Source organism: Azohydromonas sp., from assembly GCF_035325925.1.
In the GTDB taxonomy this organism is placed as follows: Bacteria; Pseudomonadota; Gammaproteobacteria; order Burkholderiales; family Burkholderiaceae_C; genus Calidifontimicrobium.
In genome coordinates this window covers 1-18044 of sequence record NZ_DAOKZA010000057.1, presented here as the reverse complement: position 1 = coordinate 18044, position 18044 = coordinate 1, and the positions used below count along the sequence as shown (strand labels likewise).

Sequence of the window (18044 nt, the reverse complement as noted above, 5' to 3'; positions counted from 1 at the left end):
CTGTCCAAGGTCGGCACGCGCAACCCGCTGTTCCTGCTCGACGAGATCGACAAGCTCGGCATGGACTTCCGCGGCGACCCGTCGTCGGCGCTGCTCGAGGTGCTGGACCCCGAGCAGAACCACACCTTCAGCGACCACTACGTCGAGGTCGACTTCGACCTGTCGGACGTGATGTTCGTCGCCACGTCGAACTCGATGAACATCCCGCCGGCGCTGCTCGACCGCATGGAGGTCATCCGCCTGTCGGGCTACACCGAGGACGAGAAGGTCAACATCGCCCAGCGCTACCTGCTTCCCAAGCAGATGAAGAACGCCGGGCTGAAGGCGAGCGAAGTCTCGATCGCCGAGAGCGCGCTGCGCGACATCGTGCGTTACTACACGCGCGAGGCCGGCGTGCGCTCGCTCGAGCGCGAGATCAGCAAGATCTGCCGCAAGGTCGTCAAGGGTCAGCAGCTCAAGAAGGTCGAGGGCAAGGTCGTCGTCACCGAGGACAACCTCAACGACTACCTGGGCGTGCGCAAGCACGACTACGGCCGCGCGGAGAAGACCAACCAGGTCGGCCAGGTCGTCGGGCTCGCCTGGACCGAGGTCGGCGGCGACCTGCTGACGATCGAGGCGGCGGTGATGCCGGGCAAGGGTCAGATCATCCGCACGGGCCAACTCGGCGACGTGATGAAGGAGTCGGTCGAGGCGGCGCGCACCGTGGTGCGCTCGCGCGCGCGGCGCCTGGGCATCAAGGACGAGTTGTTCGAGAAGCGCGACATGCACATCCACGTTCCCGACGGCGCGACACCCAAGGACGGACCGAGTGCGGGCATCGCGATGACCACCGCGATGGTCTCGGCGCTGTCGGGCATTCCGGTGCGCGCCGACGTCGCGATGACGGGCGAGATCACGCTGCGCGGCGAGGTCACGGCGATCGGCGGCCTGAAGGAGAAGCTGCTGGCCGCGCACCGCGGCGGCATCAAGACGGTGATGATCCCCGAGGAGAACGTGAAGGACCTGCAGGACATCCCCGAGAACGTCAAGAACAGTCTCGAGATCGTGCCGGTGAAGTGGATCGACCGCGTGCTCGAGGTGGCGCTCGAGGCGCTGCCCAAGCCGTTGCCCGACGACGAGCCGCCTGCGACCGGGCAGGCCAAGGCAGGGCCCGAGCCCAGTGGCACGGTCGACGCGTTGCCGCACTGAGCGCTTGCGCGAGGCGTCTGGAGTGCAGCTATAATGTACGCTTCGCTGGAATGAGAGATCGGCAACGAAATCGAGCCGGCGAAGGCATGCGGGAATAGCTCAGTTGGTAGAGCGCAACCTTGCCAAGGTTGAGGTCGCGAGTTCGAGACTCGTTTCCCGCTCCAAGTTTTCGAGGGAAGCCGCGGCTTCCCTCGTTCGTTTCGGGTGCACGCAGTGGCGGGGCGCCGCTGCTGTGCCAGAATCGATCGCTTACGGCGCGGTAGCAAAGCGGTTATGCACCGGATTGCAAATCCGTTCAGCCCGGTTCGACTCCGGGCCGCGCCTCCAAAAAGGCTAGAAGGGACGAGCACTTAGCCAGGCTTCGTGAAATCCGCCGCTGAAAAGCGGTCACCTTTCAACGGAGCCGACCAATGCACGTTTCCTTTCACTCCGCCGCTGAGAGTTCTTCGCCTGCCAGCGCTGAACAGAGCGGCCCGCACCGGGCGGTTACCCCGGGCGCAGCGCGCACCAGCGGCACGCGCGACGGGCGCATGCTGGTTCGCGAGGTGGCGAAGCTGTACTTCGCCGAGTACACCGGGCGCGACCGCACCCGGCCGCAGCGCATGGGCTTCTGGGTCGACCGTTTCGGCGACCGCGCCATCGGCGACGTGACCGACGACGACGTGGCCGACGCACTCGACGACCTGGCCGGGCGCGCCGGGCGCGTCTATGCCGGTGTCGATGCCGACGGCCGCGCCGTCTACCGCGCCAAGCGCCGGCCGCTGTCGGGCTCGACCATCCTGCGCTACCTCTCGGCGTTGTCGGCGCTGTGCACGTTCGCCATTCGCCGGCGCCTCGTGCCGCGCGGCTGGCCGCACCCGGCGCGCGACATCGAAAAGCCGAAGGAGAACCCCGCCAAGACGCGGTTTCTGAGCCGCGACGAAGTCGCGCGGCTGCTGACCGCGGCGAAGGCGTCGCGCTGGGAGCGCATGCACCTTTTCATCCTGGCCGGCATCGTCACCGGCTGCAGGCGCGGCGAGCTGCTGCGACTCAAGTGGGCCGACGTGGACCTCGAGCAAGGCCTGGCCAGCATCTCGCACACGAAGAACGGCCGCCCGCGCCTGGTGCCGCTGACCGACGCGCTGGTCGCCGAGTTGAAACGCTATGCCGGCGCGCCCGGTGCGCTCGTGTTCCAGAGCCCGCGCAAGCCCGGGCAGGCGATGAACGTGTCCGAGGCGTTCCGCGCCACCGTCAGGCGCGCGGGGCTGCGCGGGGTCACGCCGCACGTGCTGCGGCACTCGTGCGCGAGCTTTCTTGTCGCCAATGGCGCAACTTTGTTCGAGGTGCAACAAGTGCTGGGGCACACGACCACGGCGATGAGCGCGCGCTACTCGCATCTGAGCGTCGGCCACAAAGCGGGCCTCGTGCGGCGCGTGTTGACGATGGAGAACATCGGCGCGGCGCAGCCGGCGTGCGCGCGTGGCTCAACGGAGGGTTGATCTGTGCATGACGGTCGCGACGATGACAGCGGCGAGGGCACGCCAGCGGGCGACGCGCCGCTGATCGCGCGCGACTTCGACGACCCCGAGTTGCTGGCAGCCCATCGCTGGATCGCCGCGTTCGCCCGCTGGCGCAACGGCGACCCCGGGGGTGTGGCCGAGTGGATCACCGACCCGCGCAACGAACTGAACGACGACGCGCGCGCGTTCCTCGCCGCGCTGGTGCTGGGCAAGGCGCACCGCCCCCGTGGGCGCCCGCCCGCGCGCACGGAGCGCGAGGAACGGCGCATCGTCGCCGAAGTGTTTGCCGCCGAGGAGGCTCACACGCGCCGGCGCAAGACGCGCAACCCGCGCGAGCGCGCGGTGGACGAGGTGGCCTGCGCGCGCGCCTTGTCCCATGACACGGTGCGCCGCGTCGTGGAGGCGCACGTCGCGGCGGGATGGAGCCTCGAGGCCTGGCAACGCTGGGGGCGGCCTCGCTTCGACACTGAGTAGGGCACCAGACCCCGAAAAGGCGCGCGATATCTGGGTGCGCGCGTCCGCACCGTTTCTCTAACGTCACTGGCAGGCACACGCAGCCGCGCGTGCCCCGGGCCTGGCAGGGCTCGTCCCGTCTAGCGACCTTGGAGATGCTGATGACCACGAGTGTGGACCAACTGTGCACGGTGTCCGAATACGGCGAACGCCGCCGGCACATCTTCCCGACGAGTACGTCGCTCGAATGGCACCTCAGGCAACACAAGCCTGAATGGGTGGCCGCGGGCGCGCTGCTGGTGATCGCCGGCCGGCGCGTCGTCAACCCGGTGCTGGCCGATGAGCTGGTTTTGCGTGCCGGGCAGGCCGCGGCCGAGGCCAGCGCGTGAGCCCGCCAGAAGTGCGAACGCCCGGGGGTCAGCCGGGCGCCGCAGGATCACATCAGAAGTCGCACCCGGATTCTAGCAACCCAGAAGCTCAGCGCAAGCGACAGGCAACTGTCGCCGCGCACCTGGCGCTCGCCGGCGTGGCGGTGTACGAGCTGGCCGGCGGCGGGTTTCTCTTGGCCTGGCGCGGCCTGTCGCGCGAGTGTCCCGACTTGGACGCGCTCGAGGCGCATGCGCGGCTCGTGGGGGCACTGCGATGAGCGCGCGGCGCACCGTCACCGCCGCCGCCGGCGGGCTCACGCGCCGCGCCTGCACTTGCGGCACGGCGCCGGGTGCTGTGTGCCTGGCTTGCACAAGCTGGCGCCGCCTGTTTGCCGCGCTGCAGGCGCGGCGGCGCGCGCGGCGCCTTGGGGCACGTAGATGACCAGCGACGCAACCTTCGAGGTCGAGGCGGCCGTCGTCGGCTCGGTGCTGACGTTTTCGGACGCGGCGGCGGCGGTGCCCGCGCTCGCGCTGGGGCCGGCTGAATTCGCCGGTGAGGCCGCGCGCGCCGCCTGGGCCGCCGTACTGGATTTGGTCGAGCGCGGGGAGAGCGTGGGCCCCCTCGAGGTGGCCGAGGCGCTGCGTGAGCGCGGGCAAGAGGCCGCCTGCGACCTGCCTACGCTCGTCTCGATGACAGAGGCAGCGGTGGCACCCGAGCGGCTGCCGCGCCACGCCGAGCGGCTGCGGGCGCAGGCCCGCGCGCGCCGGCGGCGCGCGTTGGGCCTCGCGCTCGCCGGTGCGGCCGACGACGCGCAGCGCGTGCGCGAGCTGCTGCAGCAGGCCGCCGAACTGACCGCGGATTGTGAATCCGCGGCCGAGCCGCATCCGCTGCTGCGCGCCATCGCCGGCACGGTGGCGACCGCGCCAGAGTTCGTGATCGACGGCGTGATCGGCTGCGGGCTGACCGTCATCGCTGGCGGTCGCGGCGTCGGCAAGACATCGTCGCTGATGCCGCTGTTCGCGCACTGCGCGCACCTGGGGCCGCGGGACCACCCGCTGCGCCCACGGCTGCGCCGCCGCGTGATCTGGATTGCTGAGGACACGGCGCAGGCGATGCTGATCCGCTCGGCGCTGTTCGGCGACGGGTTCCTGGGCGACGACCTGGCCGCCGCCGAGGACATGCTGCGCATCGTCGCGGCGCGACGCATGCCCATCGAAGATGTGGTCGCCATCGCCGGCGGGCTCGACGGGCTGAGCGTCGAGAACGTGTCGCCGATCACCGGCGTCGCCTACCGGGCCGCGCCGGTGCTCGTGTTCGACACGAAGCCCGCCACGATCGCCAGCGATCAGGAGAACGACAACGCCGAGTTGTCGAAGCAGATCGCGTTGGCGAAGCAGTCCATCGCGGCGCCGCTGGTCTGGGTCATGCACACGCCGAAGGCGGTGCTGCGCGCCGACCTTGAGAGCATGACCACGCGCGGCGCCGGCGCGGTCGAGGCCGACGCCTCGCAGGTCGCCTACCTGTTCGTCGATCCCGCGACGAAGAGGCGCTACCTGCACGTTGGGCAGTACGGTAAACGCCGATTCGAGTCGCCCATTGACGAGCTTGAATTCGACTCGCGCGTCGTGGTCATGGGGTTGTACAACGTGCTGGGCGAGCCCGTGTCGGTGCAGGTGCGCTACTCGCTGCCACTGATCACATCGAGCGCGCAACGCCGCGAGGACGCCGAACAGGTCAAGCAGCAGCAGCGGCAGACACTGCGCGAGGACGCGCAGCGACGCATCGAGCAAGACCTGCAGCGCGTCATCGCCGAGGCCGAGGCCTCGGGCAACCCTTACTCACGCCGCGACGCGCGCGACGCCGTGCCGGGGCGTACCACCAATGTCGCCGCGGCACTCACGAAGTTGCTGCGCGACGACTGGCTCGCCGAGGTTTCCGTCGGCGACGGGTTCAGGCCCAAGAACGCCGCCCGCCGCGCCTTTCTGGTGGCGCTCGACCTCGGCGAGCGTGAAGAACGCATCCGTCAGCGGCGACAGGGAGTGCCCGATTGGCTGCCGGAATCGAAGCGCCGAATCCCGCCGACGTGGGCGTTTCCGGTGGTTCCCGCCACAAGCGAGCCGGAGGGCGAAAAGTGACGACCACGACAACCCGCGCGAGCGCGATTCCGGTGGTTCCCGATCCGGTGGTTCCCCTTAAGGAAAAAACACCGGGAACCACCGGGGGGAGGTCTTATGCCCCTCCCCCCCCGGTGGTGGTTCCTTCCTGTGACGGGAACCAGCGGGAACCAGCGGGAACCAGCGGGAACCAGCGGATCGGATGCGGGCCGGCCTTTCTGCGCGTGCGCCGCGGGCGCGTCACGTGGTCGATTTCGTGGGGGATGGACGATGTCATGTCGGCGCGCGCGCGCGAACTTCGCGCGGCATACCGCGACGAAATCGAGCCAGCGCTGCGGGCACTGTGGACCGAGGCCGCGGCGCTGCGCCCCGACCCGAAGATGGCGCTTGTTCGCGGCGAGTGGTGCGGTCACTGGGGGCGCTGCCCCGCCGAGGTCGCAGAAAAGGCCGTAGCGCTGCTCGCGCGGCACTTTGGCCCCGAGGTGCCACCTCGCACGAAAAAGCGCCCCAGCGGCCGATCCAGGCCCGCCGGGCTTCGCCTGGTTTGGTCGGCGCGGCGCGATGCGCTGGACGACGCAACGTCGGATGGAGCATCCGCCGATGAGCGTGCCTGAGCGAAACGGCTTCGCGGTTGCACTCGCCGCTGCGCTGCGAGCGCGAGACATGGCCGCCATCGAGCGCGTCGTCAAGTTGTACAGCGGAAGCCGGGTCTACTTGCCACGGAGGCTCGTGCACACGCGCACCGCCGGCGCCGCCGCGCTGGCCCGCGGCCTGGTCGACGCCGGCGTGGGCACCCGCGTCGCGCAGGCGATGGTCCGTGAGCGGTTCGAGTTGTCGCCACGGCACGCACGGCGCCTGGTGCGCGCGGCAGTGGACATGCGTGGGCAACGTGTGGCCGCTTCGTGCACGACCATCGTGGCAAAGGAACCGTCACCATGAACCTGACCCGACCGACCCCGACCCTGCGCGCGCTGAAGGACCAGATGCGCCAGGCCGCGCGAAACTTCGACTACATCGTGGGCTCCGGCGCCGATGGCGAGGTCTTCACGCTCGGCCGCTGGATCTGGCACGACGGCGGGCAGCCGCTGCCGGTGCTGCCGCCGCTGCCGGCGGGCGCCACGCCGCGCCAGCACAAGGACCACCGCGTTGCCGAGGGGCTGCTCGAAACCTACGCGAAGAAGCACATCCTGCGCGACAACCTCCTGGAGCTGCGCGAGATCCTGGCCGAGGCCGTCGAGGGCCAGCTCGAGCTGCAGCACAACTTCAGGGGCGCCGAGCTGTTCCGCCAGAAGAAGAAGCTCGGCGAGACGCTGCGCGGGCAGGTCGGCACGCAGATTACCGGCACCGCGCGTGCGCTCGAACAGGTCCGCAAGGCCCGGCATGACCTGGCGCGCGAGAGCCTGCGCTTCAGCGACGCCAATGCGCTGCTCGAGGCACTGGGCGAGGCGCCGCTGCCGGCCGACGCCGAAGGCGACGAGGTCCGCGACGGCACGATCCGGGCGATGCAGCAGGCCGCGCACGACCTCGCCATCGCCGCTGCGCTCAAGCCGCTGGACCCGACCGCTGCGGCGCTCGTGCTGGAACACCGACGCCTGCCCGACGTGCTCAACGATGAGCGCGTCCTGGCCGCGATCTTCCGCGTGCCCGGCGTGTTGGTGCCCTACACCGCCGAGCAGATGCAGGCCATCGCGCAACTGAGCTTCGAGCGCGGCTGGCCGAAGACCGCCAGCGTGTTGCCGGTGATCGAGGCGATGGTCGGCGAGATCCAGCCCGTCGCAGGGCTGACCTTGCTGCAGATTGGCAAGCTGATCGACCCCGGCCAGCCGTTCGAGGTCTTCCGCTCGATGCAGAACCGCGGCGGCCGGTGGGCGCTGGAGGGCATCGCGCACCAGCATCGCAGCGACCCCGCCGCGCGCGCCGTGCTCGAGGATCTGCGCAACCACGCCGGCGTTGCCGCCTGACGCCGGCCATGAGCACGCCCGAGCAACGAACCACTGTGCGCGGCCTGCGCGCCGCAGCCGGCGCCGCCTACCTCGCCGCGGCCGAGGCGCTGGTCGCCGCGCGGGTGGCGGCGGTGCTCTCCGACGAGCTGGCTTGATCCGCGCCAGCGGTGCACCCGGAAGACGAGCCGAGCGCATGGGCGTTGCTGCTGCTCGAGGTCGAGCGCCTGCCGCGCGCGGAGGACCGCGAGAGCTTCCGGCGGCTATTCCGCGGGCCGTTGGCCGGCGCGCGAATCTATGTCTGCGCGGCAGAACTGCGGCAGGCCGAGCGGCTCGAGCGCGCGGTGCAGTTGCTGCGCTCGGGCACGTCGGCGACGGACGTGCGCAGGCGCATCGCTGTGCAGTTCGCGGTCAGCAAGAACACCGCCGCGCGCACCGTGACCGAGGCGTTGCGGGCCGCTGGCGCTGCCTGATTCCAACCTGTTCTATCAGGCAAGGCGATGCGCAAGACAACCACTAGTTGGAAGCCTGGCAGCAGCGGCAACCCAAAGGGCAGGCCGAAGGGCTGCGGGTTCGCCGGCCGGGTGCGCGCCGCCATTGAGGCCGACGTCCCCGGCATCCTCAAGGCGCTGGTCGCGCAGGCCAAGACCGGCGACCCGGCCGCGGCGCGGCTGCTGCTCGAGCGCGTCGTCGCGCCGCTCAAGCCGATGGAGGCCGCGCAGCCGCTGACGCTGCCGCACGATGGGCCTGCGGCCGAGCAGGGCGCCGCCGTGGTCCGCGCGATCGCCGCCGGCGAGCTGGCCGTGACACCCGGCGCGGTGCTGCTGCGCGCCGTCGCCGATCTGCAGCGCACGGTCGAGCTCGACGAGATGCTGCGCCGGATCGAGGCGTTGGAATCCAGTAGGAGTGCGCCCGATGAGAAGCCTTGAGCGACGGATTGCAGACCTCGAATCGGCTGACCGTGCACGCCGCGGCCTGGACAAGCTGGTGTTGATCGCGCCGCACGGCCGCCTGACCAACGAGCAACAAGCCGCGGTCGACGCTGCGCGCCGGGACGGCCGCGAACTGTTCGTCGTCGCCATCGTGGCGCGGCACGAGCCCCTGCCGGTGGCGGCGCGGCCGAGCTACCGGCGTCGGCAGTGAGGCGGCGGCGCTGCACCGCGCCGCACCCATGCCTGCCCGTGCCGCGCGGCCTGCGGCGCGTCATCTCGACGTGCGCCTGGTCAGCACTGCGGCTGCTCGGGCACGACGACCAAGCCGCCGTCGACCTGCGTGCTGCCGCGTTCCTCCTGCGCGCGTTGCTGATCGACTTCGCGGACCCTGGCGACGCGCCGGATCACGCGCTGCAGGCGCTCGACGACCTGGCGGCTGATCGGCTCGACGCGCAGGGTGCCGCGCGCGCGTGCGCGCCGGCCGTCGAGCTGCTGGATGCGCTGTTAGTTCGCGTGACCTGGCGCCGTTTGCAAGCCGCGCAGGATGCGGTGGCTCGCGTCCTAAACTTGTCGGCGGATCATGCATCCGCCGGTGACTACCTACCGCGATAGGTAATCGCGACGGTTGACGTTACGTGAAACGGCGCGCACGATGCGACACCGTTTCACGTAACGCATGCGCCATGCACACCGCTGCACAGTGGGTCGCCTGATGGCTGCCGCAAAGACCACCGCCGAGCGCGTGCGCGCGCACCGCGAGCGCCTGCGCCTGCAGGGGCTCACCGAGGTTCGCGGCGCCTATGCGCGCCCCGAGGACCACGAGCGCGTGCGCACCTATGCGCGCAAGTTGGCCGCGAAGCCGAAGAGGGAGGGCGACGAGCCGCCGGCATAGCGGCCTGCAAAGACGCCGGCCCGGGGGTGTTGCTGCACCGCCGGGCCGACTTGAACACCCTGCAAACGGAGCTTGCAGAATGAACCGACCCCATTATCGCGGCGGCCGCCCAGGCCGCATCAACGGACTGCGCGCCGACGCACCCACGGTCGCGCGCGTCACCACCGACAGCGGCGAAGTCGGCGTAGCCGTGTTCCACGACGGCGCACGCGCGCTGGTTGTCCAGAGCGCCGCGGCGACAAACATCGTCGCCTTGACGCCCGAGCAGGCGCGGTGCATCGCCGACGCACTGCTGGGAGGCGAGCAATGAGCGCCACCTACTTGTGGATCGTCGACAGCGGCGCCAGCGACGACGAGATCCGCCGCGGTGTTGACGCGGCGCTGGAAGTGTTCGCGCGCTGGGGGCTGACCCCCGAGCACTGCGCGCGTCAGATGCAGGCGCTGGCCGAGGGCGACGCCTACGGCGAGCGCGGCATCGCGGCCTGGCGCGAAGCCGAAGCCGCGGCGCTTGCCGCGTGCTGCGCCGGATGGGTGCGCATCCCCGCCGGCGCGCATCTCGAGCTGGAGGGCCAGCGATGAGCCCCGACCGCACCCCCCGCGCACTGCGCCCCGCCGCCGGCGCTGCGGTGTTCACGCTGGCCTGCGCCGCGGGCCTCACTGTGGGGCTCGGTGGCTCATTTCTTGAGCCTGGGCCGTGGTTCGGCCCGCGCGATGCGTTCGAGCAGCTGCAGCGGCCAGCGCCTGGCCGCGTGCTGGTCGGCGACGACGGCGACGCGGCGCTGGTGCTCGCCGACAGCGTGCACCACTACGGCCCGCCGCCGATGGCCGCCGGCACTCTTGCGTTCGTGCGTGGCCGGCGCCACGGCCAGCACGCCACATTGGCCGAGTGCCACGACGGCGGCCGAATCCAGATCGGCGACGAGCCGGCGACCACCTGGCGGCGCGGCGGCGCCAGCCTGCCCGACCTGGCCGCGCAGGCGTTGTGCGCCGGCCATCCGATGACTGTTGATCCACAACCTGAAGGAGCACCCGCATGAAGAAGATCGTCAACGGTAAGTCCTATGACACCGAAAGCGCAGCCGAGGTCTGCGATCTGCCGTGCACCGCCGCGCGAAGTGACTTCGAGTGGCACGACACGACGCTGTACGTCAGCCCGCGTGGGCAGTTCTTCGTCGCAGGCATGGGCGGGCCTGCGTCCATGTGGCGCACACCCGCCTACGGCGGCGGCTGGAACTCCGGCGATGGGCTGCGCCTGGTTGACGCAGACGAGGCGAGGTCGATCATGGAGCGCGCCGGCTGCGACGCCGCGGACTTCGCGCGCGTCGGGCTGCCGGTGGACGAGGGCTAGCGTGCGGCCCGAGACCCGCGCCACGCTGCGGCGCTACCTGGCCGAAGACGGCGGCGCATAGAGACACCCCGCCGACCGCACAGGCGCCCCGCTGGGGCGCTTTTTCGTGGCCGGTGATATCTGTGCCTTGCCAGCACGCAGATCGTCGATCCTGGGGCGATCTGGTGCGTCGACATGCACGCAGGCATCGCCGCAAAGCCGCGCCACGCCTCGCGTTGCGGCGCGCACGGGCGCCGACGAATCCGATGCTTTGCCGCGTGTTCACACGGTAAAAAACGGTGCTAGAGTGTGCATCACGGAGCCTAGGCAGTATTGCAAATCCGTTCAGCCCGGTTCGACTCCGGGCCGCGCCTCCAGGGTGCCCGTCGGTCGGCGCACCGGTGCGTGGCGCGGCCTGATGGGCGGCACGGTGATGGTCATCACCGCGACGGCACAGGATCACGTTCAACGTGCAGGCGTGTCGGCACGCCACGCCGGTGAGCGCCGTGATGGCTCACGCGGGGCCGAAAGCGGTGCGAGTTCGATCGCCGCGACCGGGAACTGCTGGGACCTCATCGAGCCGGCGTTCATCGCGGCGCTGAGGTCGGCGCAGACGCAGGCAAGGGCGCCAGGCGAGGACGCGCCAGGGCCACGCATGACGGCGCGCGAACGCCAGGGTGCCGAACCGGTGGCCGGCGGCCACACCGACCAGGAGATCGCGCCCGCGTTGCAGCCTGTCCTCGAGGCCCAGCGCGGGCGACAAACGGGTCGTGCGCTGCGTCGGCCTCAGCGCCAGGCCCAGCCGCCACTGACCGGAAACACCTGGCCGACGAAGCAGTCGGCGGCGTCGCTGCACAGGTACGCGGCGAAGCGCGCGTCCTCGTCGGCGCTCACCAGCCGGCCCAGCGGCACCTCGCACTGCAGACGCTGCTGGAACGCGGGGTCGACCTGCACCGACGGCGGGAAGTAGGTCGGGTTGTCGACGAAGTTCTGCGCGATCGCGTTGACCTGAATGCGCTCGCGCGCCAGCTCGACGCCGACGGCCTGCACCCAGGCCAGTTGCGCGCCGCGCGCGGCGCTGTAGGTCGACGTGCGCCGCATCCCGCGCAGCGCCGAGGCGCTGCCGACGACCAGGATCTTGCCGTGCCCGCGGCGGCGCATCGCGGGCACCACCGCGCGCGCCAGCCGTGGCAGCGGGTCGACGAGGTGGGCAAACACCCGTCGCCACTCGTCGTCGACGACGTCGTCGACCCGGGTGTTCGGCGCCGGCACCGCCAGGTGGGCGAGCAGCACGTCGACCGGGCCGGCGTCGGCCACCATGGCTTCGGCGGCGTGTGCGTCGGTGGCCAGGTCGCGTGTGTCGGCGACGACCTCGGCCCCGAGTGAAGAGAGCACGCGGCACAGCGCCGGGCCCATGAACACGTCGGCCTGCGTGACGAGCACGCGCCGGCCCTGCAGGTCGATCAGCGTCATCGGTGGTCGCTCGGTAGAGGTCGGGACCTACCCGATGGCGGCGCGCGCCGTGCTGAAGCCCGGCTCGCCCGGCGCCTCGCCCCCGCGCCGCATGCGCAGCGCGCAGTACTTGAGCTCCGGGATCTTTCCGAACGGGTCCACCGCCGGGTTGGTCAAGCGGTTCACGGCGGCCTCGACGTAGGCGAAGGGCACGAACACCGCGCCGCGGGCCATGCCTTCGTCGGCGCGGGCGAACAGGCACACGCCGCCGCGGCGCGTCTCGAGCGTGATCACGTCGCCGGGGCGCGCGCCGATGGCGGCCAGGTCCAGCGGGTGCACCAGCGCGGTCGGCTCGGGTTCGATCGCATCGAGCACCGCGGCGCGGCGCGTCATGCTGCCGGTGTGCCAGTGCTCGAGCTGACGGCCGGTGATCAGCACCAGCGGGTACTCGGCGTCGGGGCGTTCGTCGGGCGGCACGATGTGCGCCGGCACGAAGCGCGCCTTGCCGCCGGCACGCGGAAAGTGGTCGGTGAACACGACGGCGTCGCCGGGCGCGTCGTCGACCGCGCAGGGGTAGACCGCCGCGCCGTCGCGCTGCAGCCGCTGCCACGAGATGCCGGCCAGGCTGGGCATCGTCGAGCGCATTTCCTCGTACACCGCACCGGTGTCGGCATCGCGCCAGTCCAAACCCAGCCGGCGCGCCAGCTGGCCGATGATCCACAGGTCCTGTCGCGCGTCGCCCGGCGGTGCCAGCGCGGCGCGGCCGAGCTGCAGCCAGCGGTCGGTGTTGGTGAAGCTGCCGGTCTTCTCCGCGAACGCGCTGGCCGGCAGCACCACGTCGGCGAAGGACGCGGTCTCGGTGAGGAAGATGTCCTGCACCACCAGGTGCTCGAGCCGCGCCAGCGCCTGGCGCACGTGGCGCACGTCGGGGTCCGACATCGCCGGGTTCTCGCCCATCACGTGCATGCCGCGCACGTGCCCGGCCAGCGCGGCGTCCATCGTCTCGAGGACGGTCAGGCCGGGCCGCGGGTCGAGCCGCTCGGCGGGCACGCCCCAGGCGCGCGCGATCGCCTCGCGTGCCGCCGGGTCGTCGACCCGGCGGTAGTCGGGGTACATCATCGGGATCAGCCCGGCGTCCGACGCGCCCTGCACGTTGTTCTGCCCGCGCAGCGGGTGCAGACCGGTCCCGCGGCGGCCGATCTGGCCGGTGGCCAGCGCCAGCGCGATCAGGCAGCGGGCGTTGTCGGTGCCGTGCACATGCTGGCTGATGCCCATGCCCCACAGGATCATCGACGCGCGCGATGTCGCGTACAGCCGCGCCACGTCGCGGATGCGCCCGGCGTCGATGCCGGTCAGCGGTGCCATCGCCTCGGGGCTGTAGTGCTCGACGTGCCGCGCCAGCGCGTCGAAGCCCTCGGTGCGGCGCGCGACGAATTCGGCGTCGACGAGCCCCTCGCGCACGATCACGTGCAGCATCGCGTTGAGCAGCGCGACGTCGCTGCCGGGCCTGAACTGCAGCACGTGCTGCGCGTGCCGTGCCAGTTCGCCACGGCGCGGGTCGACGACCACCAGTTGCGTGCCGGCGCGCACAGCGTTCTTGATCCAGGTCGCCGCCACCGGGTGGTTCACCGTGGGGTTGGCGCCGATCACGAGCACCACCTCGGCGTGCATCACGTCGCGCACCGGGTTGCTCACCGCGCCCGAGCCGATGCCCTCGAGCAGCGCCGCGACCGACGACGCGTGGCACAGCCGCGTGCAGTGGTCGACGTTGTTGCTGCCGAAGCCCAGGCGCACCAGCTTCTGGAACAGGTAGGCCTCCTCGTTGCTGCCCTTGGCCGAGCCGAAGCCGGCCAGCGCACGCGCGCCGTGCGCGTCGCGGATCGCGCGAAGCCCGCCCGCGGCCAGGTCCAGCGCCTCGTCCCAGCTCGCCTCGCGGAACGAGCCGCGCACCGCGGCAGGGTCCAACGGCTGGTCGGCATGTTTGGGCGGCGCGTCGGCGCGGCGCACCAGCGGCGTCGTCAGCCGCTGCGGGTGGTGCGCGTAGTCGTACCCGTAGCGCCCCTTGACGCACAGCCGCCCGGCGTTCGCGGGGCCGTCGCGCCCCTCGACGCGGACGATGCGCTCGTCCTTCACGTGGTAGGTGACGGCGCAGCCGACACCGCAATACGGGCACACCGAGTCGACGCTGCGGTCGGGCACGGCGAGCGCCGCCCCGCCGGCATCCGTCAGTGCGCCGGTCGGGCAGGCCTGCACGCATTCGCCGCAGGCCACGCAGGTCGACGCGCCCATCGTGTCGCCCATGTCGAACACGATGCGCGCGTGCTCGCCGCGAAACGCCAGACCGATGACGTCGTTGCCCTGCGCGTCGCGGCAGGCGCGCAGGCAGCGCGTGCACTGGATGCAGGCGTCCAGGTGCACGGCGATCGCCGGGTGCGACGCATCGGCCGGCGGCTGCTCGCGCGGCGCGAAGCGCACATGGTCGACGCCGAGCGCACTAGCCCAGCCGCGCACCTCGTCGTCGCGCCGGCGGGCGGCATCGGGCAGGTCGGCGCGCAGCAGCTCGAGCACCAGCGCCTGCGTGCGGCTCGCGCGTTCGCTGGCACTGTGGACGACCATGCCCTCGGTCGGCACCCGGCAGCACGAGGCGGCCAGCGTGCGTTCGCCGTCGATCTCGACGACGCAGGCGCGACAGTTGCCGGCCGGCGCCAGGCCGTCCTTGTGGCACAGGTGCGGAATCGCGATGCCCTCGCGTTGCGCGACCTGCAGCAGCGTCTGCCCGCCCTCGGCCTGCACGCGACGGCCGTCGAGCGTGAAGTGGACGGGGGCGGGCGAGGCCATGGCTCAGCGCAGCGCCTGCAGTTCGTGCGCGAAGTAGCGCACCACGCAGTCGACCGGGTTCGGCGCCGCCTGACCGAGGCCGCAGATCGACGCATCGCGCATCACCGCCGACAGGTCGGCGAGCAGCGGCAGGTCCCAGCGATCGGCTTCGATCAATGCGCTGGCCTTCGCGGTGCCGGCGCGGCACGGTGTGCACTGGCCGCACGACTCGTCGCGGAAGAAACGCATCAGGTTGCGCGCGGCGTCGACTGCACGGTCGCAGTGCGTCGCGCTGCGCGTGAGCACGATCACCGCCGCCGAGCCGATGAAGCCGCCGTGCGGCTGCAACGTGTCGAAGTCCAGCGGCAGGTCGGCCATCGACGCCGGGAAGATGCCGCCCGAGGCGCCGCCGGGCAGCCACGCGTACAACTCGTGGCCGTCGGGCAGGCCGCCACAGTGTTCGTCGACCAGTTCGCGCAGTGTGATGCCGGCCGGCGCGAGCTTGACGCCCGGCTGCCTGACGCGGCCGGACACCGAGAACGACCTCAGTCCGCGACGCCCGTGGCGGCCGTGCGACGCGAACCACCCGGCGCCGCGCTCGACGATCTCGCGCACCCAGTGCAGCGTCTCGAAGTTGTGCTCGAGCGTCGGCAGGCCGAACAGCCCGACCTGCGCGACGTACGGCGGACGCAGCCTCGGCAGCCCGCGCTTGCCCTCGATCGACTCGATCATCGCCGACTCTTCGCCGCACACGTAGGCGCCGGCACCGCGGCGCACTTCGATGCTCGGCAGGTGCGCGCCGAGGGTGCTGGCGCGAAGCGCGTCGAGCTCGTCGTGCAGCATGGCGCGCAGGCCGTGGTACTCGTCGCGCAGGTAGACGTAGATCGCGTCGATGCCTACCGCCCAGGCGGCGATCAGCGCGCCTTCGACGAAGCGGTGCGGGTCGCGCTCGAGGTACCAGCGGTCCTTGAAGGTGCCAGGCTCGCCCTCGTCGATGTTGACCGCCAGCAACCGCGGCGCCGGCTGGGCGCCCACCAGCCGCCACTTGCGCCCGGCCGGAAAGCCCGCGCCGCCGAGACCGCGCAGCCCCGAGTCCTCGAGCAGGTCGATGACCGCGTCGGCGTCGAGTTCGCCGCGCCGGCAGCGTTCGAGCAACGCATAACCCCCGCCAGCGCAGTAAGCGGCGAAACCGACGTACCCGGTGTGCACGTGCGTGGTCGTGCCCGCGGCCAGCGTGGCCAGCACCGCGTCGGCACGGGCCGAGGGCACGGGGTGCTGGTGCACGACGGCCACCGGCGCCTGCTCGCAGCGACCGACGCACGGCGCGCCGACGATGCGCACGCCGCGGCCGCAGCGTTCCTCGAGCTCGGCGCGCAGCGACTTCGCGCCGGCCAGCTCGCACGCGAGCCCGTCGCACACGCGCACCGTCAGTGGCGGCGGTGCCGGCTCGCCTTCGCGCACGATGTCGAAGTGGTGGTAGAAGGTCGCGACCTCGTAGACCTCGGTCTGCGCCAGGTGCATCTCCTGCGCCAGCGCCGCCAGGTGCGCGGCGCTCAGGTGGCCGAAGCGGTCCTGCAGGCGGTGCAGGTGCTCGATCAGCAGGTCGCGCCGCCGCGGTGCATCGCCGAGCAACGCGCGCACCTGCGCCAGCGCCTGCGCGTCGACCTGCCGGCCCTTGGGCGCGGCGCGCTTGCGCTGCCGCGCGTCGGTGACGGTGATGGCGGTCTCTCGTGGAGCGGACGGCATGGCGCCTCAACTGTAGCGGGCCTCGGCGACGCGGGGATGCGCGTCGATAATCGTCCTGCCCCGGGGGCCCGGGTGGCGGAATCGGCAGACGCAGCGGACTTAAAATCCGCGGCCCTCGCGGGCATACGGGTTCGAGTCCCGTCCTGGGCACCAGCGCACGAGTCCGCTGGCGACGAGTCCGTCGTCGACCGCCGCAGCGGCATGGGCCGGCGCGCGCAGAACGTGCCTGCTGGTGAGTTGCCCCTGGCAGGCGAGCGCTCGGTGCTGCTGGGCACACTTACAATTAGCACGACCGTTCGATTCCTGCTGCGCGTGCGCCGGCACGACCTCTAGAATCGACCTTACGTGAACGTCAGTTCGAATTCAGGAGCAGCGTGGCATGAAGATCCTGGTCCCGGTCAAGCGGGTGGTCGACTACAACGTGAAGGTGCGCGTCAAGGGTGACGGCAGCGGCGTGGACATTGCCAACGTCAAGATGAGCATGAACCCGTTCGACGAGATCGCGGTCGAGGAGGCGGTGCGGCTGAAGGAGAAGGGCGCGGCCGCCGAGGTGGTGGCGGTGTCGTGCGGCGTGACGCAGTGCCAGGAGACGCTGCGCACGGCGATGGCCATCGGTGCCGACCGGGCGATCCTGGTGGAGACCGACGTCGAGCTGCAGCCGCTGGCGGTGGCCAAGCTGCTCAAGGCGCTGGCGGACAAGGAGCGGCCCGCGCTGGTGATCCTGGGCAAGCAGGCCATCGACGACGACAGCAACCAGACCGGGCAGATGCTCGCGGCGCTGGCCGGCTGGGCGCAGGGCACGTTTGCGAGCAAGGTCGAGCTCGGCGAGGGCGTGGCCACGGTCACGCGCGAGGTCGACGGCGGGCTGGAGACGCTCAGGCTCGCGCTGCCGGCGGTGGTCACCACCGACCTGCGGCTCAACGAGCCGCGCTACGTGACGCTGCCCAACATCATGAAGGCGAAGAAAAAGCCGCTGGAGGTGGTCAAGCCCGCGGACCTGGGCGTGGACGTGACGCCGCGGCTGAAGACGCTCAAGGTCGCCGAGCCGCCCAAGCGCAGCGCCGGCGTGAAGGTGCCCGACGTGGCCACCCTCGTCGACAAGCTCAAGAACGAAGCGAAGGTGATCTAGTCATGCGGCCCCCGAGCTCGCTTCGCTCGCTACCCCCCGTGGGGGCGCCCGGCGCTCCCAGCCAAGCTGGAGATCGCTAGTCATGCGGCCCCCGAGCTCGCTTCGCTCGCTACCCCCCGTGGGGGCGCTCAGCGCTCCCAGCCAAGCTGGAGATCGCTGATGCCCGTCCTCGTCATTGCCGAACAC

22 protein-coding genes and 3 tRNA genes are annotated in these 18044 nt (G+C 71.3%); 22 read left to right on the top strand and 3 right to left on the bottom strand.

Annotated elements, in window-relative coordinates; genetic code table 11:
- The 20 genes from PKC53_RS16545 to PKC53_RS16450 form a co-directional block, all read left to right on the top strand.
- Nucleotides 1–1188 (top strand): S16 family serine protease (locus PKC53_RS16545; RefSeq protein ID WP_324430594.1); only part of this gene is annotated, 1188 nt, incomplete at its 5' end.
- Between the two features lie 88 nt (nt 1189–1276).
- Nucleotides 1277–1352, top strand: a tRNA-Gly gene (locus PKC53_RS16540).
- 89 nt (nt 1353–1441) lie between these two features.
- Nucleotides 1442–1515 (top strand) — tRNA-Cys (locus PKC53_RS16535).
- 203 nt (nt 1516–1718) lie between these two features.
- Nucleotides 1719–2666: a site-specific integrase gene (locus PKC53_RS16530; protein WP_324430592.1), complete on the top strand. Its 948-nt coding sequence runs from the start codon at nt 1719–1721 to the stop codon at nt 2664–2666.
- 3 nt (nt 2667–2669) lie between these two features.
- The gene (locus tag PKC53_RS16525; protein ID WP_324430590.1) at nt 2670–3161 is read left to right on the top strand and encodes a hypothetical protein; all 492 of its coding nucleotides are present in this window, start codon (nt 2670–2672) and stop codon (nt 3159–3161) included.
- Between the two features lie 128 nt (nt 3162–3289).
- Nucleotides 3290–3529 (top strand): hypothetical protein, encoded by a 240-nt coding sequence (locus tag PKC53_RS16520; RefSeq protein WP_324430588.1) that lies wholly within the window; start codon nt 3290–3292, stop codon nt 3527–3529.
- A 417-nt stretch (nt 3530–3946) separates the two neighbouring features.
- Nucleotides 3947–5644 (top strand): AAA family ATPase, encoded by a 1698-nt coding sequence (locus PKC53_RS16515; RefSeq protein ID WP_324430586.1) that lies wholly within the window; start codon nt 3947–3949, stop codon nt 5642–5644.
- Between the two features lie 242 nt (nt 5645–5886).
- Entirely contained in the window at nt 5887–6237 is a 351-nt protein-coding gene (locus PKC53_RS16510) for a hypothetical protein (protein ID WP_324430584.1), read from the top strand.
- Complete coding sequence (locus PKC53_RS16505; RefSeq protein ID WP_324430582.1) at nt 6224–6562, top strand: hypothetical protein; 339 nt, start codon at nt 6224–6226, stop codon at nt 6560–6562. Before PKC53_RS16510 ends, PKC53_RS16505 begins: the two co-directional genes overlap by 14 nt.
- Entirely contained in the window at nt 6559–7584 is a 1026-nt protein-coding gene (locus PKC53_RS16500) for a hypothetical protein (RefSeq protein ID WP_324430581.1), read from the top strand. Before PKC53_RS16505 ends, PKC53_RS16500 begins: the two co-directional genes overlap by 4 nt.
- Nucleotides 7585–7592: 8 nt before the next feature.
- Complete coding sequence (locus PKC53_RS16495) at nt 7593–7721, top strand: hypothetical protein (RefSeq protein WP_324430579.1); 129 nt, start codon at nt 7593–7595, stop codon at nt 7719–7721.
- A 45-nt stretch (nt 7722–7766) separates the two neighbouring features.
- Nucleotides 7767–8036, top strand: a complete 270-nt coding sequence (locus PKC53_RS16490; RefSeq protein ID WP_324430577.1) for a hypothetical protein — start codon at nt 7767–7769, stop codon at nt 8034–8036.
- A gap of 27 nt (nt 8037–8063) precedes the next feature.
- The gene (locus PKC53_RS16485; protein ID WP_324430575.1) at nt 8064–8492 is read left to right on the top strand and encodes a DUF5681 domain-containing protein; all 429 of its coding nucleotides are present in this window, start codon (nt 8064–8066) and stop codon (nt 8490–8492) included.
- Nucleotides 8479–8706: a hypothetical protein gene (locus PKC53_RS16480; RefSeq protein ID WP_324430574.1), complete on the top strand. Its 228-nt coding sequence runs from the start codon at nt 8479–8481 to the stop codon at nt 8704–8706. Before PKC53_RS16485 ends, PKC53_RS16480 begins: the two co-directional genes overlap by 14 nt.
- Before the next feature lie 38 nt (nt 8707–8744).
- Nucleotides 8745–9107, top strand: a complete 363-nt coding sequence (locus PKC53_RS16475) for a hypothetical protein (protein WP_324430573.1) — start codon at nt 8745–8747, stop codon at nt 9105–9107.
- Between the two features lie 100 nt (nt 9108–9207).
- Nucleotides 9208–9387, top strand: a complete 180-nt coding sequence (locus PKC53_RS16470; protein ID WP_324430571.1) for a hypothetical protein — start codon at nt 9208–9210, stop codon at nt 9385–9387.
- A 79-nt stretch (nt 9388–9466) separates the two neighbouring features.
- Nucleotides 9467–9697: a hypothetical protein gene (locus PKC53_RS16465; protein ID WP_324430569.1), complete on the top strand. Its 231-nt coding sequence runs from the start codon at nt 9467–9469 to the stop codon at nt 9695–9697.
- Nucleotides 9694–9966 carry a hypothetical protein gene (locus tag PKC53_RS16460; protein WP_324430567.1) on the top strand — a complete coding sequence of 91 codons (273 nt, stop codon included), beginning with the start codon at nt 9694–9696 and terminating at the stop codon, nt 9964–9966. Before PKC53_RS16465 ends, PKC53_RS16460 begins: the two co-directional genes overlap by 4 nt.
- Complete coding sequence (locus PKC53_RS16455; RefSeq protein WP_324430565.1) at nt 9963–10424, top strand: hypothetical protein; 462 nt, start codon at nt 9963–9965, stop codon at nt 10422–10424. Before PKC53_RS16460 ends, PKC53_RS16455 begins: the two co-directional genes overlap by 4 nt.
- Complete coding sequence (locus PKC53_RS16450; protein ID WP_324430563.1) at nt 10421–10735, top strand: hypothetical protein; 315 nt, start codon at nt 10421–10423, stop codon at nt 10733–10735. The genes PKC53_RS16455 and PKC53_RS16450 overlap by 4 nt, the downstream gene beginning before the upstream one ends.
- Before the next feature lie 765 nt (nt 10736–11500).
- On the opposite strand, the gene PKC53_RS16445 is transcribed toward PKC53_RS16450, so the two are convergent.
- Genes PKC53_RS16445 through PKC53_RS16435 form a run of 3 tightly spaced genes read right to left on the bottom strand, consistent with a single transcriptional unit; the run spans nt 11501 to nt 16729 of the window.
- Nucleotides 11501–12187: an SDR family oxidoreductase gene (locus tag PKC53_RS16445; protein ID WP_324430561.1), complete on the bottom strand. Its 687-nt coding sequence runs from the start codon at nt 12185–12187 to the stop codon at nt 11501–11503.
- A 27-nt stretch (nt 12188–12214) separates the two neighbouring features.
- The gene (fdhF, locus tag PKC53_RS16440; protein WP_324430559.1) at nt 12215–15004 is read right to left on the bottom strand and encodes a formate dehydrogenase subunit alpha; all 2790 of its coding nucleotides are present in this window, start codon (nt 15002–15004) and stop codon (nt 12215–12217) included.
- 3 nt (nt 15005–15007) lie between these two features.
- On the bottom strand, nt 15008–16729 hold the full coding sequence (locus PKC53_RS16435) for an NAD(P)H-dependent oxidoreductase subunit E (RefSeq protein ID WP_324430557.1): 1722 nt from the start codon (nt 16727–16729) through the stop codon (nt 15008–15010).
- Between the two features lie 66 nt (nt 16730–16795).
- Between PKC53_RS16435 and PKC53_RS16430 the strand changes: the two genes are divergently transcribed.
- Nucleotides 16796–16882: transfer RNA gene (locus tag PKC53_RS16430), tRNA-Leu, on the top strand.
- Nucleotides 16883–17108: 226 nt separating this feature from the next.
- The gene (locus PKC53_RS16425) at nt 17109–17858 is read left to right on the top strand and encodes an electron transfer flavoprotein subunit beta/FixA family protein (protein ID WP_324430555.1); all 750 of its coding nucleotides are present in this window, start codon (nt 17109–17111) and stop codon (nt 17856–17858) included.
- The last annotated feature ends 186 nt before the right edge of the window (nt 17859–18044 follow it).

Coding starts and splice junctions, on each gene's coding strand:
- PKC53_RS16435 (WP_324430557.1), bottom strand. CDS start 16,729: ATGCCGTCCGCTCCACGAGAGACCGCCATCACCGTCACCGACGCGCGG.
- fdhF (WP_324430559.1), bottom strand. CDS start 15,004: ATGGCCTCGCCCGCCCCCGTCCACTTCACGCTCGACGGCCGTCGCGTG.
- PKC53_RS16425 (WP_324430555.1), top strand. CDS start 17,109: ATGAAGATCCTGGTCCCGGTCAAGCGGGTGGTCGACTACAACGTGAAG.
- PKC53_RS16480 (WP_324430574.1), top strand. CDS start 8,479: ATGAGAAGCCTTGAGCGACGGATTGCAGACCTCGAATCGGCTGACCGT.
- PKC53_RS16495 (WP_324430579.1), top strand. CDS start 7,593: ATGAGCACGCCCGAGCAACGAACCACTGTGCGCGGCCTGCGCGCCGCA.
- PKC53_RS16450 (WP_324430563.1), top strand. CDS start 10,421: ATGAAGAAGATCGTCAACGGTAAGTCCTATGACACCGAAAGCGCAGCC.
- PKC53_RS16510 (WP_324430584.1), top strand. CDS start 5,887: ATGGACGATGTCATGTCGGCGCGCGCGCGCGAACTTCGCGCGGCATAC.
- PKC53_RS16530 (WP_324430592.1), top strand. CDS start 1,719: ATGCTGGTTCGCGAGGTGGCGAAGCTGTACTTCGCCGAGTACACCGGG.
- PKC53_RS16505 (WP_324430582.1), top strand. CDS start 6,224: ATGAGCGTGCCTGAGCGAAACGGCTTCGCGGTTGCACTCGCCGCTGCG.
- PKC53_RS16485 (WP_324430575.1), top strand. CDS start 8,064: ATGCGCAAGACAACCACTAGTTGGAAGCCTGGCAGCAGCGGCAACCCA.
- PKC53_RS16500 (WP_324430581.1), top strand. CDS start 6,559: ATGAACCTGACCCGACCGACCCCGACCCTGCGCGCGCTGAAGGACCAG.
- PKC53_RS16515 (WP_324430586.1), top strand. CDS start 3,947: ATGACCAGCGACGCAACCTTCGAGGTCGAGGCGGCCGTCGTCGGCTCG.
- PKC53_RS16465 (WP_324430569.1), top strand. CDS start 9,467: ATGAACCGACCCCATTATCGCGGCGGCCGCCCAGGCCGCATCAACGGA.
- PKC53_RS16455 (WP_324430565.1), top strand. CDS start 9,963: ATGAGCCCCGACCGCACCCCCCGCGCACTGCGCCCCGCCGCCGGCGCT.
- PKC53_RS16445 (WP_324430561.1), bottom strand. CDS start 12,187: ATGACGCTGATCGACCTGCAGGGCCGGCGCGTGCTCGTCACGCAGGCC.
- PKC53_RS16470 (WP_324430571.1), top strand. CDS start 9,208: ATGGCTGCCGCAAAGACCACCGCCGAGCGCGTGCGCGCGCACCGCGAG.
- PKC53_RS16460 (WP_324430567.1), top strand. CDS start 9,694: ATGAGCGCCACCTACTTGTGGATCGTCGACAGCGGCGCCAGCGACGAC.